The organism is Bradyrhizobium sp. IC3123, assembly GCF_020193625.1.
In the GTDB taxonomy this organism is placed as follows: Bacteria; Pseudomonadota; Alphaproteobacteria; order Rhizobiales; family Xanthobacteraceae; genus Bradyrhizobium; species Bradyrhizobium yuanmingense.
On sequence record NZ_JADYVF010000004.1, the window covers coordinates 325,388 to 340,575 of the forward strand.

At 65.3% G+C, this 15,188-nt stretch carries 19 protein-coding genes and 2 tRNA genes; 4 read left to right on the forward strand and 17 right to left on the reverse strand.

Annotation, left to right across the window (positions count from 1 at the left end):
- Nucleotides 1-34: 34 nt before the first annotated feature.
- The 12 genes from I6F20_RS15870 to I6F20_RS15925 form a co-directional block, all read right to left on the reverse strand.
- Nucleotides 35-110: transfer RNA gene (locus I6F20_RS15870), tRNA-Phe, on the reverse strand.
- A 186-nt stretch (nt 111-296) separates the two neighbouring features.
- Complete coding sequence (gene yacG / locus I6F20_RS15875) at nt 297-479, reverse strand: DNA gyrase inhibitor YacG (RefSeq protein ID WP_225126904.1); 183 nt, start codon at nt 477-479, stop codon at nt 297-299.
- 166 nt (nt 480-645) lie between these two features.
- The gene (locus tag I6F20_RS15880; RefSeq protein ID WP_057027605.1) at nt 646-1,275 is read right to left on the reverse strand and encodes a Maf-like protein; all 630 of its coding nucleotides are present in this window, start codon (nt 1,273-1,275) and stop codon (nt 646-648) included.
- Between the two features lie 154 nt (nt 1,276-1,429).
- Nucleotides 1,430-1,897 (reverse strand): arsenate-mycothiol transferase ArsC, encoded by a 468-nt coding sequence (locus tag I6F20_RS15885; RefSeq protein WP_225126905.1) that lies wholly within the window; start codon nt 1,895-1,897, stop codon nt 1,430-1,432.
- Between the two features lie 5 nt (nt 1,898-1,902).
- Nucleotides 1,903-2,400, reverse strand: coding sequence for a UPF0262 family protein (locus I6F20_RS15890; RefSeq protein WP_225113371.1), 498 nt, complete (start codon nt 2,398-2,400; stop codon nt 1,903-1,905).
- On the reverse strand, nt 2,397-3,692 hold the full coding sequence (gene hisD / locus I6F20_RS15895) for a histidinol dehydrogenase (RefSeq protein ID WP_225126906.1): 1,296 nt from the start codon (nt 3,690-3,692) through the stop codon (nt 2,397-2,399). Before hisD ends, I6F20_RS15890 begins: the two co-directional genes overlap by 4 nt.
- A 139-nt stretch (nt 3,693-3,831) precedes the next feature.
- Entirely contained in the window at nt 3,832-4,275 is a 444-nt protein-coding gene (locus I6F20_RS15900; protein ID WP_036014359.1) for a DUF2948 family protein, read from the reverse strand.
- A gap of 142 nt (nt 4,276-4,417) precedes the next feature.
- Nucleotides 4,418-5,242, reverse strand: a complete 825-nt coding sequence (locus tag I6F20_RS15905; protein WP_036026985.1) for an alpha/beta fold hydrolase — start codon at nt 5,240-5,242, stop codon at nt 4,418-4,420.
- Nucleotides 5,243-5,392: 150 nt separating this feature from the next.
- Nucleotides 5,393-5,902: a hypothetical protein gene (locus tag I6F20_RS15910; RefSeq protein ID WP_036014365.1), complete on the reverse strand. Its 510-nt coding sequence runs from the start codon at nt 5,900-5,902 to the stop codon at nt 5,393-5,395.
- Nucleotides 5,903-6,093: 191 nt separating this feature from the next.
- Complete coding sequence (locus I6F20_RS15915) at nt 6,094-6,402, reverse strand: EthD family reductase (protein WP_036014366.1); 309 nt, start codon at nt 6,400-6,402, stop codon at nt 6,094-6,096.
- Nucleotides 6,403-6,528: 126 nt separating this feature from the next.
- The gene (locus I6F20_RS15920; RefSeq protein ID WP_225127159.1) at nt 6,529-8,235 is read right to left on the reverse strand and encodes an FAD-dependent oxidoreductase; all 1,707 of its coding nucleotides are present in this window, start codon (nt 8,233-8,235) and stop codon (nt 6,529-6,531) included.
- Between the two features lie 38 nt (nt 8,236-8,273).
- Complete coding sequence (locus tag I6F20_RS15925) at nt 8,274-8,462, reverse strand: hypothetical protein (RefSeq protein WP_036014369.1); 189 nt, start codon at nt 8,460-8,462, stop codon at nt 8,274-8,276.
- Between the two features lie 317 nt (nt 8,463-8,779).
- On the opposite strand from I6F20_RS15925, the gene I6F20_RS15930 reads away from it, so the two are divergent.
- From I6F20_RS15930 to I6F20_RS15940, 3 genes are all read left to right on the forward strand, one after another.
- Nucleotides 8,780-8,854, forward strand: a tRNA-Thr gene (locus I6F20_RS15930).
- 94 nt (nt 8,855-8,948) lie between these two features.
- A complete protein-coding gene (locus tag I6F20_RS15935) occupies nt 8,949-9,299 on the forward strand; it encodes a RidA family protein (protein ID WP_156446945.1) in 351 nt (116 codons plus the stop codon).
- A 219-nt stretch (nt 9,300-9,518) separates the two neighbouring features.
- Nucleotides 9,519-9,722 carry a hypothetical protein gene (locus I6F20_RS15940; RefSeq protein WP_036026980.1) on the forward strand — a complete coding sequence of 68 codons (204 nt, stop codon included), beginning with the start codon at nt 9,519-9,521 and terminating at the stop codon, nt 9,720-9,722.
- Between the two features lie 126 nt (nt 9,723-9,848).
- Here the strand turns inward: I6F20_RS15940 and I6F20_RS15945 are convergent, their stop codons facing one another.
- The 4 genes from I6F20_RS15945 to I6F20_RS15960 all read right to left on the reverse strand — a co-directional run bounded on the left by I6F20_RS15945 (nt 9,849) and on the right by I6F20_RS15960 (nt 12,864).
- Nucleotides 9,849-10,325 carry a cyclic nucleotide-binding domain-containing protein gene (locus I6F20_RS15945; protein WP_036014373.1) on the reverse strand — a complete coding sequence of 159 codons (477 nt, stop codon included), beginning with the start codon at nt 10,323-10,325 and terminating at the stop codon, nt 9,849-9,851.
- Between the two features lie 273 nt (nt 10,326-10,598).
- Nucleotides 10,599-11,387: a class I SAM-dependent methyltransferase gene (locus I6F20_RS15950; protein WP_225113375.1), complete on the reverse strand. Its 789-nt coding sequence runs from the start codon at nt 11,385-11,387 to the stop codon at nt 10,599-10,601.
- Between the two features lie 321 nt (nt 11,388-11,708).
- Nucleotides 11,709-12,347 carry a ferric reductase-like transmembrane domain-containing protein gene (locus tag I6F20_RS15955; RefSeq protein ID WP_225126907.1) on the reverse strand — a complete coding sequence of 213 codons (639 nt, stop codon included), beginning with the start codon at nt 12,345-12,347 and terminating at the stop codon, nt 11,709-11,711.
- Between the two features lie 13 nt (nt 12,348-12,360).
- Nucleotides 12,361-12,864: a peptidase associated/transthyretin-like domain-containing protein gene (locus tag I6F20_RS15960; protein ID WP_225126908.1), complete on the reverse strand. Its 504-nt coding sequence runs from the start codon at nt 12,862-12,864 to the stop codon at nt 12,361-12,363.
- Nucleotides 12,865-13,115: 251 nt separating this feature from the next.
- Here I6F20_RS15960 and I6F20_RS15965 point away from each other — a divergent pair, with 251 nt between their 5' ends.
- Nucleotides 13,116-14,123 (forward strand): LLM class flavin-dependent oxidoreductase, encoded by a 1,008-nt coding sequence (locus I6F20_RS15965; protein WP_036014381.1) that lies wholly within the window; start codon nt 13,116-13,118, stop codon nt 14,121-14,123.
- Between the two features lie 187 nt (nt 14,124-14,310).
- On the opposite strand, the gene I6F20_RS15970 is transcribed toward I6F20_RS15965, so the two are convergent.
- The gene (locus I6F20_RS15970) at nt 14,311-15,186 is read right to left on the reverse strand and encodes an amidohydrolase family protein (protein ID WP_036014382.1); all 876 of its coding nucleotides are present in this window, start codon (nt 15,184-15,186) and stop codon (nt 14,311-14,313) included.
- Nucleotides 15,187-15,188 lie beyond the last annotated feature (2 nt).

Genomic DNA, 15,188 nt, shown 5'->3' on the forward strand with positions numbered 1-15,188 from the left:
ACGAGATCGTGCTTCAGTGTGGAAAAGCGTAGATTGGTGCCCAGGGGCGGAATCGAACCACCGACACTGCGATTTTCAGTCGCATGCTCTACCAACTGAGCTACCTGGGCGTGCTCCAAGAGAGGGGCCAAAGCCCATCGAGCGGGCGGTTTATAGTGGGCTCGAGGCGGCCTGTCCACCCGGCTTCGCCAAGTGGCTGCGCCGGGCGCGGCCCCTCTGTGCACAAGATCGAGCGGGGTTGCTGCGGCTGGTGCTCGGCACCTCAGTGACGCTCTTAGTACATTGAAATAGCTCGATTATTCGACGTCGTCGGTTTCGTCGTCGCGGCCGGGGATGACGTAGGAGCCCTTCAGCCAGCGGTTCAGATCGACGTCGCGACAGCGCGAGGAGCAGAACGGACGGGTGGCCTGCGCCTGCGGCTTGCCGCAGATCGGGCAGGTTTTGAGCGGGCCGGTGGGCTTGGTGACCTGGTCGTCCATGGATGTCGGCAGCTTACACGAGGTAACGGGGTTCAAGCGCCCGCGAGGAAACGGGTTCCCGGTGCAGCCGCGCATGTGCCGCGGCGCGGACCCGGCGGGGCCATTCTACTGTGCATGGGGTTGTTTTCGAGGTTTTTGTCGGCGCGGCCCTTGGGCTCACTTGGGCTCACACCGCGGTGGTATTGAGCCAGCCGAAGCGGATCGGAAAGCCCTCGCCGCCGAGCAGCGTCGTGGTCTCGTACAGCGGCAGGCCGACGACGTTGGTGTAGGACCCCACCATCTTGACCACGAAGGATCCGGCGATGCCCTGCACGGCGTAGCCGCCGGCTTTGCCGCGCCATTCGCCGGAGCCGATATAGGCCTGGATGTCGTCCTCGGACAGGCGCTTGAAGCGCACGCGCGTCTCGACCAGACGCTGGCGGAAAGCCTCGCGCGGCGTGACCAGGCAGATCGCGGTGTAGACGCGGTGGTTGCGGCCGGAGAGGAGACGCAGGCACTGCGCGGCTTCGTCGACCAGATTGGCCTTGGGCAGGATGCGGCGGCCGACCGCCACCACCGTGTCGGCGGCGAGGATGAAGGCGCCGCGCAGTTCGTCGTCGAGCTGCACCGACTTCAGCGCAGCGTCGGCCTTGGCCCTGGCCAGCCGGTTGGCGCAGGCGCGCGGCAGCTCGCCCCGCTTCGGCGTCTCGTCGACGTCGGCCGGCCGGAGCGCATCCGGCTCGATGCCGGCCTGGTTGAGCAGCGACAGCCGACGCGGCGAGCCGGAGGCAAGTACGAATTTGGGGCGGCCAAGCATCAGGTGATTTGGAAGATGAGGCAGGGGTGAATTGCGCGCGGAACCTATCGGAAGGGGGCTGATTTCACAACCCGGGAACCGGAGTTTGGTGATTCGAGGTATCCGCCACGGCTGTGCCTGCTCTCTGTGACGCGGGTGTTACGGCGGGCTGATGCTACCCGTTCGCCGCGCCGACCTTGGCGAAGCGCCGCCGGATGCGCATCAGAAGCTGATCGCAGACCTCGCGATAGGCAGCTAACTTCTGGTCGCGGCTGCCTTCGATGGTGGTGGGATCCTGCGTCGGCCAGTATTCGACCTCGGCCGCGAGCGTTCGCGTCAGCTCCAGCGCCTTGTGATGCGCTTCGGGCGAGAGCGTGATGATGAGGTCGAAATTCAGTCCCTCCCAATCCTCCAGCTCCTCGAAGGTCTGCGGCTTGTGGCCGGAGATGTCCTGGCCGAGCTCGCCCATCACGGCGACGGCGAAGGGATCGAGCTCGCCCTTCTTGGTGCCGGCCGACTTCACATAGAGCCCTTGCGGAAACATGTGCTGCAACAGGCTCGCGGCCATCGGCGAGCGCACGCTGTTCATCGCACAGGCGAACAGCACCGACTGAGGATCGCGTGCGCGTGGCGGATCCGCCATCGCGCTCAGCCCTTCCAGTGCAGGACTGTAATGAGCGTGAACAGCCGGCGCGAGGTCTCGAAGTCGACCCGCACCTTGCCTTTCAGCCGCTCCTGCAGCGTGCGCGATCCTTCGTCGTGGATGCCGCGGCGGCCCATGTCGATGGCCTCGATCTTGTCGGGGGTCGCGGTGCGGATCGCCTGGTAATAGCTGTCGCAGATCATGAAATAGTCCTTCACGATCCGCCGGAACGGCGTCAGCGAGAGCAGATGCGCGACCACGGGCGTGCCGTCCTCGCGGCGAATGTCGAACATCAGCCGGTTGCCGGTGATGCCGATATGCAGCGTGAACGGGCCCTTGCCCTCCGCACCCTCGGGCGCAAACAGGTTCTGCTCGATCAGATCGTAGATCGCGATCGCCCGCTCGTGCTCGATGTCGGGCCCGGAACGGCCGATCGATTCCTCGTCGAGCGAGACGCCGACGATGCGATTGGTCGAGTCGTCCTGTGCGGGCGGCTTTGTCATGACAGATTGAGGCGCAATCCAATCGAGCGGGAATGGGCATCCAGCCCCTCCGCCTTGCCGAGCGTCATCGCGGCCGGACCCAGCGCACGCAATTGATCCGGTCCGCATTTCAGGATCGAGGTGCGCTTCATGAAGTCGTGCACCGAGAGCCCGGAGGAAAACCGCGCCGAGCGCGCCGTCGGCAGCACGTGGTTGGAGCCGCCGACATAATCGCCGATCGCTTCGGGCGTGTGCGGTCCGAGGAACACCGCGCCGGCATTGCGGATCTTCGCCGCGAGCGCGTCGGGATCGACGGTCATGATCTCGAGATGCTCGGCCGCGATGGCGTCGGCAAGCGGGACGGCGTCGCCCAGGTTCTTCACCATGATAACGGCGCCGAAATCGGCCCAGGACGCGCTGGCGATCGCGGCGCGTGGCAGCGTCTTCAGCTGCGCCTCGACCGCCTTTTCGACGTCGGCGGCAAGGCGCGCCGAGTCCGTGATCAGGATCGACTGCGCGCTGGAATCGTGCTCGGCCTGCGCCAAGAGGTCAGCGGCGATCCAATCGGCGTTGCCGGTGTCGTCGGCAATGACGAGCACCTCCGAGGGGCCGGCGATCATGTCGATGCCGACCTTGCCGAACACCAGCCGTTTCGCGGCAGCGACATAGGCATTGCCCGGGCCGACAATCTTGGCGACCGGCGCGATGGTCGCGGTGCCATGCGCCAGCGCGGCCACCGCCTGCGCACCGCCGACACGGTAGATCTCGGTGACGCCGCCGAGATGGGCGGCCGCCAGGACCAGCGGATTGAGCTTGCCGTCCGGCGAGGGCACCACCATCACGAGGCGCGACACGCCGGCGACTTTCGCCGGCACGGCATTCATCAGCACCGAGGACGGATAGGCCGCCGTGCCGCCGGGGACGTAGAGGCCGGCGGATTCGATTGCGGTGTAGCGCCAGCCAAGCTCGACGCCGAGCGGATCGGTGAAGCGCTCGTCCTTCGGCAGCTGGCGGCGGTGATAGGTCTCGATGCGGTCGCGCGCAAGCTCGAGCGCATCCAGCGTCGCAGGCTCGCAGGCCTTCACGGCGGCCTGGATCTCGGCGGCGGAGACGCGCAAGGAGGATGCGTCCAGCCTCAAGCGGTCGAACTTGGCCGTCGCCTCGAGCAGGGCGGCGTCGCCACGCTTGGCCACGTCGTCGACGATCGCGCGCGCGGCGGCCTCGACGTCGGCCGACGCCTCGCGCTTGGCGGCGAGGAAGGCGGCGAATCGCTGGTCGAAATCAGCGCTGCTGCGGTCGAGGCGAACGGGCATGTTTCGCTTGGCTTCCGGCTGGTCTTGAGGGGCGGGTCGGCGCACCAGGTCCCCTGCTCAATGGCGCGGCGGGAAAGCTGCGTCAACCCTCGGCAGATGCCATCCCAGCCAGGGCCCATTCGGCTGGTATACGGCCTCTTCAGCCCTCCCCCTGGACTCCAGTGCCCAGCGTGTCGGCCCCGAGATCGGTCAGCTCGCATTCCAGACACTCGACGTCCAGGCGGATGGCGCCGCCCTGGGCGAACAAAAGCAGGGCGCTGCCGCCGGGCTCCTCGGCGCGGCCGTCCCGGGGGTGAAATTCAATGCCGACGAGATCCAGGATCTTGTCCGGCGCGGCGAGGTCAATGTTGCGCGACTTGCAGGCGAGCACACGGTCGAAACGGAGCGCTGCGACCAGCCGGCGCGGCTCGGTCTCGCCCTCCAAGGTCTGCTCCCAGTCCAGCCGGCTCATTCCGACCACAAGCCGTTTCTCGCCCTGCCGCCAAATGATATCGGAAGCCTGGACGCGGGCGTCCTGGACATGGGTCGAGATCACGGCGAGGTCGTCGGCGTCGAGAGCGATCAGTTTGAGCTGGGGCGACATCGCCGCGCCTCTCCTGGAGTGGACGGGGCTCAACGCGCACGAGCCCCGAAATTTCCACACACAAGTTAAGCCCTCGTCCGGCTCGCCGCTACGCGGCGAGCCACCCATTCCCACAACAAGGGAGGGTGAGAGTCGTGAAACCTCACTCCCTGAAGAACGCCAGGAGATCCGCGTTGATCGTCTCGGCATGCGTGGTCGGCATGCCGTGGGGGAATCCCTTGTAGGTCTTCAGGACGCCTTTCTTGAGCAACTTGGCCGAGAGCGGCGCCGAGTCCGCGTATGGCACGATCTGGTCGTCGTCGCCATGCATCACCAGCACCGGGACGTTGATCTTCTTCAGATCCTCAGTGAAATCGGTTTGCGAGAACGCGACGATGCCGTCGTAATGCGCTTTCGCGCCACCCATCATGCCCTGGCGCCACCAGTTCTCGATCACCGCTTCCAGCGGTTTTGCGCCGGGGCGGTTGTAGCCGTAGAACGGGCCGGCGGCGATGTCGCGGTAGAAGGCCGAGCGGCCGGCGGCAAGCTGGGCCTGGAAATCGTCGAACACGCTCTTCGGCAGGCCGCCGGGATTGGCTGCGGTCTGCACCATCAGCGGCGGCACCGCGGAGAGGATCGCGGCCTTCGCGACGCGGCTCTCGCCGTGACGGGCGATGTAGTGCACGACCTCGCCGCCGCCGGTGGAATGGCCGACATGGAGGGCGTTCTTGAGGTCGAGATGCGCGGTGAGCGCGGCGAGATCGTCGGCATAATGATCCATGTCGTGGCCGTCGGCGACCTGCGCCGAGCGGCCGTGGCCACGGCGGTCATGGGCGATGACGCGATAGCCGCGCGTGACGAAGTACATCATCTGCGCGTCCCAATCGTCCGAGGACAGCGGCCAGCCATGGCTGAACACGATCGGCTGGCCCGAGCCCCAGTCCTTGTAGAAGATCTCGACGCCGTCTTTGGTGGTGATGGTGGGCATGGTGGGGCTCCTTTCAATGAGAGACGTCATTCCGGGACGCGCGTCAGCGCGAACCCGGAATCTGGAGATTGATAAATCGGGATTCTCTGGTGCGCGATTGCGCACCAGACTTTATCGCTGTGCGATGGCCGGAATGACGAGAGGGGCCAATCAGGCAAACGCCAGGGGCTTGTAGCGGCGCCAGGCGCCGATGGTCAGCACGACGAAGAACACCAGCACGATGCCCTGCACCACGGCGAAGACCGGCCCCGATGGCGGCGCCGGGGGCACGGCGGGCGCGAGCGCGGCAAGTGCGGGCACCTTGAGGAACGACTGGATCACCAGCACGAAGACGTTGAAATAGAGCGAGATCATCGCGGTGACGATGTAGACCGGGCGCCAGACGCCGCCGAGCTTCATGCCGTAGAGCGCGAAACAGGCAATCGCGAGCAGCACCAGCGAGATGATGCCAATGATGTGCGAGGGCAGCAGCTCCTTGAATGGAAACAGGAAACCAGTCGCGCTGGTGAGAATGGTGAACAGCAGGAAGATCGCAGTCAGGCCCGGCATCGACTTCGAGCCAAGCAGGCCGAACATCACGACAAGCCCGGCGACGATGGCAATCAGGCTGATGATGACATGGATCAGCGTAAGGGCGGGCAGGCTTAGGCCAAGCACCATGACATCTCTCCTACTCTCGGCGTTGAGGTGACGAGAATAGTATTACGGTCCTCATCGGATTACCACCTGCGTTGTCGTCACATGCATGAGCGCAGCCATGCGTCATCGTGCGAAATCGAAAAACGCATGGCTGAACTTTTTGCAGCGCTGTCACAAACGACGGCAGGCTTTCGACGAAAGTTGAATCGAACTCACACGTTCTTGGTATCGAAGATCAGGATGTCGGCACCGCCGCTGGCGAATTTCGGCACGTCGGCGCCGGTCGCCTTGCCTTCCGGGCTGGCAAAGGCGGCCTGAACGTCGGCCACGCTGTCGAAGGTGAGGATGGCGACGAGATGGATTCCGGAAGGGCCTGCGGGAGATGCGACCGGCCCTTTACTGACGGCGTAGTTCTTCAGGCCGGGAAGTTTCTTGGCGAGTGGAATGTGCGTCTCGGCATAGTACTTGTCGAAGGCGGCAGCATCCTTGGGTGTCTTGTAGAGCACGACGACTTCAGCCATTTGGTCCTCCCGTTGAATCGTTGTTTTTTCCGCGCGCGATTTGCCTCGCGACGAGGGGATAGTCACGCATTGCGCAGCAAGATGACAAGCCGGATTTGGCTTGCCATTGCCTTGCCTTGTCCTTGACTAAAGCGCCGGTTTTGCGGCGTCGCCGAGATAACCATGCAGGGAGGCAACGACCTGCGCGCCCTCGCCGATGGCGCCGCCGACGCGCTTGACCGAGCCGGAGCGGACGTCGCCGACGGCGTAGACGCCGGGCACGGAGGTCTCGAGCGGCGCCACCAGCTTGCCCTGGTTCTGCTCCGACTGCGCGCCCGTGACCACGAAGCCGCCGCGATCGAGCGTCACGCCGCAACCCTCGAGCCAGGACGTGGCGGGATCGGCGCCGACGAACAGGAAGAGATTGCGGATGTCGGCGGAATCCTCGTCATCCGAGAGCCGGCTCTTCCAGCGGATGCGCCGCAGCAGCGAGGCCTCGTCGCCCTCGAGCGCGGTGATCTCGGTGTTGAACATCAGTTCGATGTTCGGGGTCGCTTCGATGCGCTCGATGAGATAGCGCGACATGCTGGCGCCAAGGCCGCCGCCGCGGATGATCATCAGCACTTTTTTCGCATGGCCCGACAGGAACACGGCGGCCTGGCCGGCCGAATTGCCGGCGCCGACCAGAGCCACCTCCTCGCCGGCGCAGAGCCGCGCCTCCACGGGCGATGCCCAGTACCAGACGCCGCGGCCCTCGAACTTCTCGAGGTTGGCAATATCGGGACGGCGATAGCGCGCGCCGCTGGCGACCACCACCGAACGGGAGCGCAAGGTTTCGCCGCAATCCAGCGCCAGCGCGAAGGTGCCGTTGACGCGCGAGCAATCCAGCGAGCTCACCGACATCGGAATCATGATGTCGGCGCCGAACTTCTGCGCCTGCGTGAAGGCGCGGCCCGCCAGCGCCTGGCCGGAGATGCCGGTCGGGAAGCCCAGATAGTTCTCGATGCGCGCGCTGGCGCCGGCTTGGCCGCCGAAGGCGCGGGTGTCGACGACCGCGACCGAGAGACCTTCGGACGCAGCGTAGACCGCAGTCGCGAGCCCCGCCGGCCCGCAGCCGACGATGGCGACATCGTAGATACGGTCGTCCTTGGCCCCGCCAATCATGCCGATGGCGCGGCCGAGCTCGGTCTCGCTGGGATTGCGCAGCACCGTGCCGCCGGCCGTGACGACGAGCGGCCAATCCTCCGGCTTCGGCGAATAGCGCGCGATCAGTTCGGCGGCGTCATGCTCGCTCTCGGGATCGAGCAGATGATGCGGCTGGCCATTGCGGGTGAGAAAGCCCTGCAGGCGCACCACGCCCGCGGAGTTCGAGGGCCCGATCAGCACGGGGCCGCCGATGCCGCCCTGGATCAGATTGACCCGGCGCAGGATCAGCGCGCGCATGATGCGCTCGCCAAGCTCGGCTTCGGCCACCAGCAGCGCGCGCAGCCGGTCCGGCGGGACGAGCAGCACCTCGACATTGCCTTCGGCGCGGCCGTCGACCAGCGCCGGCCTGCCCGAGAGCTGGCCAAGCTCGGCCAGGAATTGCCCCGGCCCCTGATCGATCACGGGCGTGACGTGGCCGAGACCGTCGCGCTGGGTGATGGCGACGTGGCCCGCCAGCACCACGAACATGCCGGGCCCGGGCTTGCCGGTCTCGAACAGCAACTCGCCGTCCGCGTAGGTGCGGATTTCGCCGAAGTGCCTGATCCGTTCGATCTCGGCGGGCGTCAGCGCCGGAAAGGTCTGCTCGGGGCGGGTGAACCGCAACAGCTGCGCATCACGATCGGTTCGTTGTATTTCGTCCTGCCCCATGGCCACTGCTTGCACTCCAAATTTCCAGCCGCCGGCGTTCAACGAGAGGTCTTGCCGGCGGCCCCCTCATTTAGGGAACCATCGTCGTTCTGCGAGGGGTCGGTGCTTGCGGCGCGTTCGCGCGCCTGCAACTTCCGCCGCTTCAGGTTTTCGCGCAGCGCCGATTTCAGCCGGTCGTCCCGGGACGCCCTCGGCTGCCTCGCGCTCTTGTCAGTCTCGTCGCCCATCGCGGCTCCATCACAGCAACCGGCCACAGGATGCCATCGAAGTGTGGCAGCTCAAGAGGGTGAGGCGATAGGACCCTTGCGAAACGCGAGATGGATCGAATCCGGCTCCCCGGCCAACTGACCAGTTGGGCAGGGATATCAGACCCCGAATCGGCATGAAGGCGGTCAGTCCGGACGAAAACGGGCATTTTGGCGCCGATATCGGCCCGATTTTCTCGTTTTGGCGGGGCTAGCAAGCTTGCGCAGGAGGGGGGCTTGTGGCAGATATCGGCCCGCTTGGTAGGCCCCTCGGGCGGCCGATTCTTGTCCCAGCACATGCTGCCGTAGCTCAGTGGTAGAGCACTCCATTGGTAATGGAGAGGTCGACAGTTCAATCCTGTCTGGCAGCACCAGCTTTCCTCACCGACGCGAGCCGCGTTGAACCAAGCCTTGTTGAACCAAGCCTTGTGCCTGGCCAGCGCGCCCGCAACACCCATGGATGCGATCGTGATCACACGCTCCCTGCCCTATGAAGGACTGCTCCACGAGATCGTCGAGCATAATGGCGTGCTCTATCTCGGCGGCATCGTCCCTGAAGATGCCCGGCTCGACATGGCCGGCCAGGCCGACGATGTGCTGCGCCAGTTGAGGACCCTGCTCGAGGGAGCCGGCTCCGATCTCTCCTGCGTTCTGCAGGTGACGATCTTCGTGGCCGACCTCACGGAGAAGGCCGCGTTCAACCAGGTGTGGAAGCGCTATTTCACTGCGGAGCATCTGCCGGCGCGGGCCGCGATCGGCGTTGCGGATCTCGGCCCGGGCGTCAAGCTGGAGCTGACGGCGATCGCCGCGCGCCGCTGATCGCCCTGGCGACTGCTGCGGCGGGCAAGCTCGCTCATTCCTGCGTTCACACATGAAGCAGAATCTCGCAACGCGGCGGTGTTTTGCCCGACGGGCCAGAAGCGTTGCGATCGGTGTCCTTCCGGTTGCGCCTCTTCGAAAGGTTGCGGCCACACGGCACGTTGACCCCTCATTTCATGGTGCTAGTCTTTTCGCTCGCGACCTGTCCGGGAGGACACGATGGGATGGTTCGACCGCCTGTTTGGAAGGATGTCGGAGCCGACGATTCCTCTTCTTGCGAGATTTCGGCGGAAATCAAAAGCACCGACCGATCCTGATCTTTTGAAAATCGCCAAGGACCGGAAGGGACATGTTTCCCGCAGAGCCGTCAGGGACGAGTATAATCGGCTGGTCCTGGAGAAGTACGCACACGACAAGTCGTGATGCGCGTCGAGGATCTCAGTAGCCCGTAGGATGGGTAGAGCGAAGCGAAACCCATCTGCTCCTTGTCGAGCCACGAAACATGATGGGTTTCGCAAGGGCTCTACCCATCGTACGCACTGCGCACCATCAATGGTCGCCATTCATTTGCAGTGCTGCGAAGCGGTCGTCCGAACGGCGCAACCGCCGGCATAGCTCGCGATTGATGTTCTGCAGAACGATCACGTAGGCGTGGATGTCTGCCTTGTAGCAGGCATAGAGCTTTTGGGCCGTCAGCTCGTACAGCACGGTAGGCGCCTCCGCGATAACAGTGGCGGAGCGGTTCTGCATTTCGATCAGCGTCATCTCGCCGAAGAAATCGCCAGGCTCCAAACGCGATATCGGGATGACCCTGCCCGCATGCGTGCGTTTGCTCACCGCCAGCCGGCCGGACTTGACGATGAACATCGAACGTCCCGGCTCGCCCTCGGCCACAACGGTCGCGTCGGCCTCGAAGCGGCGCTCGACTAGCATCGAGATCAAGAGGTCGAGGCCTGCCTCCGAAAGCCCGCCGAAGAACGGCGTCGCCAGCAGGAACGCTTTCAGATCGGGGGACGTGACGAGCATTGCGCGAGGTTACGCCCGGTCGAAGGCTGCGGCAAGCTAAGCGGTGCAGCCAGGTTCCGTCATTGCGAGCGTAGCGAAGCAATCCAGGAATGTGTCCGCGGAAACAGTCTGGATTGCTTCGTCGCAAGGGCTCCTCGCAATGACGCGGCGAGAGATTTCACCTCTCGACTCTGGACCACTGCCGCGCGCAGCGAAACCCATCAGACTCGTGCGGTGGCGAAGATGATGGGTTTCGCAAGTGCTCTATCCATCCTACGGGCCGCACAGTGCGAGCTATTTGGGCCGGCGCCCCCTGATCGCGTGCGCGCGCGCAGTGCAGGTGATGCGGCCGTCCGCATGCGCCGGCAGGCCCGCACGCACCCGCGCGATGAGGGTCTCGACGTCCGCGGGCCTCATGGCGGCAACGGAAGGCCGGAGCGCGGGGGACTTCAGACTGATTGCCCAGAAATCATCGAAACCTGAAAACGTCCGTTGCACCGTAATCTCTCGCGTTTGCACGTCCTCGAGACCTGCTCCTCGCCACAGGTCCCGCAACGCTTCCATGCGAGAGGCATCCATCCGTGGCGGGCGCGTTGCCGGAATGCCCATTGCCTTCATCTCGTCATAGATCGGGTCGAGCGGAAAGCCGCCACCCAACATGTCCCACATATACGTCATGACCGCACCGCCGGGGACAACGACCCGCACCATTTCGCTGACGCCCCTCGCAGGGTCCGGAACGAACACCAGAACCAACGCCATCACAGCGGCATCGAAGCTGGCGTCGGCGAAAGGAAGTGCCATCGCATCGCCCTGGTGAAACTTTGCCACGCGCGCCGCAGGTCGTGTGCGCGCAAAAGCAAGCTGCTCGGCCGAGGGGTCAATGCCCTGGACCTCGGCGGGGTTGCAGCGCTCGACCAGGAGTTCAGTGAAGGCGCCGTTGCCGCAACCGATGTCGATCCACCGCAAGCCTGCAGGAGGTGCCAGCCAATCAAGGAATATCTCGCCTGCGAACCGGCTCCAGATTCCCATCATCTGCTCGTAGGCGGCACCGTCGTCGAAGCGAATGGTCTGCTCTGCCATGTCGAGATCCTCCCGGCCCGATGACGATGCTTGGCGCGCGCCATTCTGCGCACAAGAGATGGGACTGGGGAAGTCCCCAGGTTATCGCAGATGACTCGTACCAGCGGCCAGCGCGCACGCCTCGTCCTTCGAGACGGCGCTGACGCGCCTCCTCAGGATGAGGCTAATCAGCATCAGTGCTCGTTGAAATTTGCTGCCGCGCACTCCACCCTCATCCTGAGGAGCCCGCCCAAAGCGGGCGTCTCGAAGGATGGCCGCGGGGAAAACTCCCAAATGCGATAGCCCCCTGGGGAAGTCCTGGAGCTGACCAGATCCGCCGGATTATTGCCGTGCGACATTCTCCCCGCGCGGCGTCCTTCGCTTGCGCCACACCTGGAGGTCGATCATGACTTTCACGGCCGCCGCGAGGACGAGCGCAGAGAGTGCCACCTTGGAGATCGTCTCCATCGTCCCCTCGATCAGCAGGCAATGGACCACGCTACCTGCGACGATGACGATGGCGAGGGGAATATGGATGATGCGCCAGGTTCGCGGCCGCAATCCCAACCGCCTTCGCAACAGAGCCAGGAATGCAACCGCGAAGATGGCCCACATCGCGATCACGCCGAAGGGAGAGAACGGCGTCGGCGATGAGAAGGTCAGTGCGTCCACCATGTCGGGCGGGCTGGTGATCCAGAGGCCGGCGACGTGGATCAGAATCGCGACAGCAAGCGCGCCGCCGATCCAGTGATGGGCGCGCCTGCCGCGATAGGCCGACAATCGCGGCAGGTAGCCGCCGATCAGCAAGGGCTGCACGAGCACGAGACCGAGGGCGATGATCCCGGCGAAGCCGGCGATAATGTAGACAGGATCGCGCCATGCCAGCTGCTCGCTGGCCGCAGCAAGCGCAACCGGCACGCCGATCGCCAAGCCAAGGGCGCCCCAGATCAGGGGCGCCCGGGCCGATCTCCATCGCGTCATCTGCAAGTCGGGTTCAAGCCGGCTGCAGCACGAAGTGCGCCTCCAGGCTGGTCTCCTTGGCGCTCCGCATCACCGGCCGCAGGAAGACGGTCTTGAACTCGCCGCTGTCATAGGCGAGGTGGCCGTGCGGCTGGCCGAAGATCGGAATGATCTGCGGCATCTCCAGCCGGAACCTGCCGTCCTTGTCGGTGAGCGTTGCGCCGTGGCTCTGCGGCTCGTGCTCCCGCCCTTCGACGGTGTGCGCCCAGATCTGGATGCGCTGCCCGGCCAGCGGAGCCCCGTCGCCGGCGCGGCGCACGGTGCCGCTCATCCAGAAACCGCCCTTGCCGATCCGCTCCACGATCGCCGCGCCCTTGCGGTAATTGTTCGCGCCGCCCGACATCGACTCGGTCGGTGCGAGGCCCGCCGCACGGGCGGGCATCAGGAGGCCGGAATCGCCGGTTGCCAGAAGGCCCGTTGCGAGGACGGAGCCGCCGGCAGCGAGGAGGTTGCGGCGGGTGAAGACGACCGTGGTCATGCCAGTTCCTCCTGGCAGCAGCGCAGCTGCTTCCCGCAAGCTACAATACCAGGTGTAAAACGCCCAGTTGGCGCGAGGTGCGCCAGGGCCTGCAATAACAGTGTTGTGAACGGCCGTCTTCGCGGCGTGCATCTCTCAGATGAGCTGACAAGAGGGCCCGCAAGTGCTCTACCTATTCTGCGCGCTGCCACTACATGTGTGTCCTGCAAGCGCGCACCGTCACGCGGCCCCTCCACACTGGCAGCCCTCCCATGATCCCCTTCTCCGTGCTCGACCTCGCACCCATTCGGCAGGGCGGCGACGCGGCGCAGGCCTTTCGCAATTCGCTCGATCTGGCCCGGCATGCCGAGACGTGGGGCTTCAAGCGGTTCTGGCTGGCCGAGCATCACAACATGACGGGCATCGCGAGCGCGGCGACGTCGGTAGTGATCGGCCACATCGCGGGCGGAACGAAAACGATCCGCGTCGGCTCCGGCGGGATCATGCTGCCGAACCACTCGCCGCTCGTCATCGCCGAGCAGTTCGGCACGCTGGAATCGCTCTATCCCGGACGGATCGACCTCGGGCTCGGCCGGGCGCCGGGCACCGACCAGTTCACCGCGCGGGCGCTGCGGCGCGACCTTGCCACCACGTCCGAGAACTTTCCGCATGACGTGCTGGAGCTGCAGGCGCTGCTCGGCGACGTGCAGCCGAACCAGGCGATCCGCGCCGTGCCCGGCATGGGGACCAAGGTGCCGCTGTGGATCTTGGGATCGAGCACCTTTGGCGCGCAGCTGGCGGCAATGCTCGGCCTGCCCTTCGCGTTCGCCTCGCATTTCGCGCCGCAGATGATGATGCCGGCGCTGCGCGAATATCGTGCGCGCTTCGAGCCCTCGGCGCAGCTCGACAAGCCCTATGCGATGATCGGCGTCAACGTGTTCGCGGCCGACAGCGATGAAGAGGCACAGCGGATGTTCTCCTCGCTGCAGCAGCAATTCATCAACCTGCGCCGCGGCACGCCGGGGCCGCTGCCGCCGCCGGTGGAGGACATGGACGCGTTGTGGTCGCCGGCGGAGAAGGCCGGCGTTGCGCAAGCGCTGTCATGCTCGGCGGTCGGGTCGCCCGATGTGGTCGAAGCGAAGCTGAAGGCGCTGATCACTGAAACCGGCGCGGACGAATTGATGACGACGGGGCAGATCTACGACCACACGGCACGGCTGCGCTCGTTCGAGATCGCAGCGGAGGTGCGGGATAGGCTCGCGAAGCAGCCGGTGGGGTGAGGGCCCGATTGTCGCGGCGATGAAGGTGCGCTCCCTCCCCCGCTTGCGGGGGAGGGTTGGGGAGAGGGTGTCTCCGCAATGGGACAATCCCCTAGAGGAAAGAGCCCTCACCCCGACCCTCTCCCGCACGCGGGAGAGGGAGCGCACCGCGCGCGTGGCGAGCTGCTCAGCCCAATCCTCTCATGCCCTAATCCGCAAAGCCGAACAGCTTGGCCGGATTGTGCACCAGGATCTTCTCCAGCTCCGCCTGGTCGGGCGCGTAACGGTACATCAGCTCTAACAGATCGGCATCGTTCGGCGGCTGCTTCACCGAGACCGGATGCGGCCAGTCGCTGGCCCAGACGCAGCGATCGGGAGCGGCCTCGATATAGGCGCGCGCGATCGGGATCACGTCGTCGTAAGGCGCGCCGGTCTTCGAAGTCTTCTCGCCGAGCGAGAGCATGACCCAGAAATTGCCCTTGGCGAGCAGCTCCAGCATCTTGCGCAGATTCGGATCGTTCCTGCCGGCGTCGGGGTCGGGGCGCGCCATGTGGTCGATCAGCACGGGCACGTCGAGATCTTCGTATTTGGCGACGCTCGACATGATGCCGTCCTTCTCGGGCTGGATCTTGACGTACCAGCCGAGCTCGCGGATGCGGGCGATGGCGCGGGCGAAATCGGCGTCCGACAGCACGGCGCCGAGCTCCTGGCGGAAGCTGAAGCGCGCGCCGCGCACGCCGGCATCATGCAGTTTTGCGAGATAGGCGTCGCTGGCTTCCGCGAACACCAGCGCATTGGCGCAGCCGCGATAGTTCGGGCCCATCGCGGCAAGGCCGTCGAGCACGACGGCGTGGTCGGCGCCGTAGGTCGTGGTCTGCACGATGATGCCGCGCTCGATGCCGAGCGTCTTGTGCATGCGCAGCGCCGCTTCCCAGGTCGCGGTCGGCATCCGATAGGCGGCGCCGGGACGCTCAGGATATTTCTCGATCGGACCCAGCACGTGAAACTGGCTGTCGATGGTCTTCGGCGGCGGCGCCTTGCTTGGGCGGCGCGGGTTGGGGTCGAACGGCAGATAGGTCGGCATGC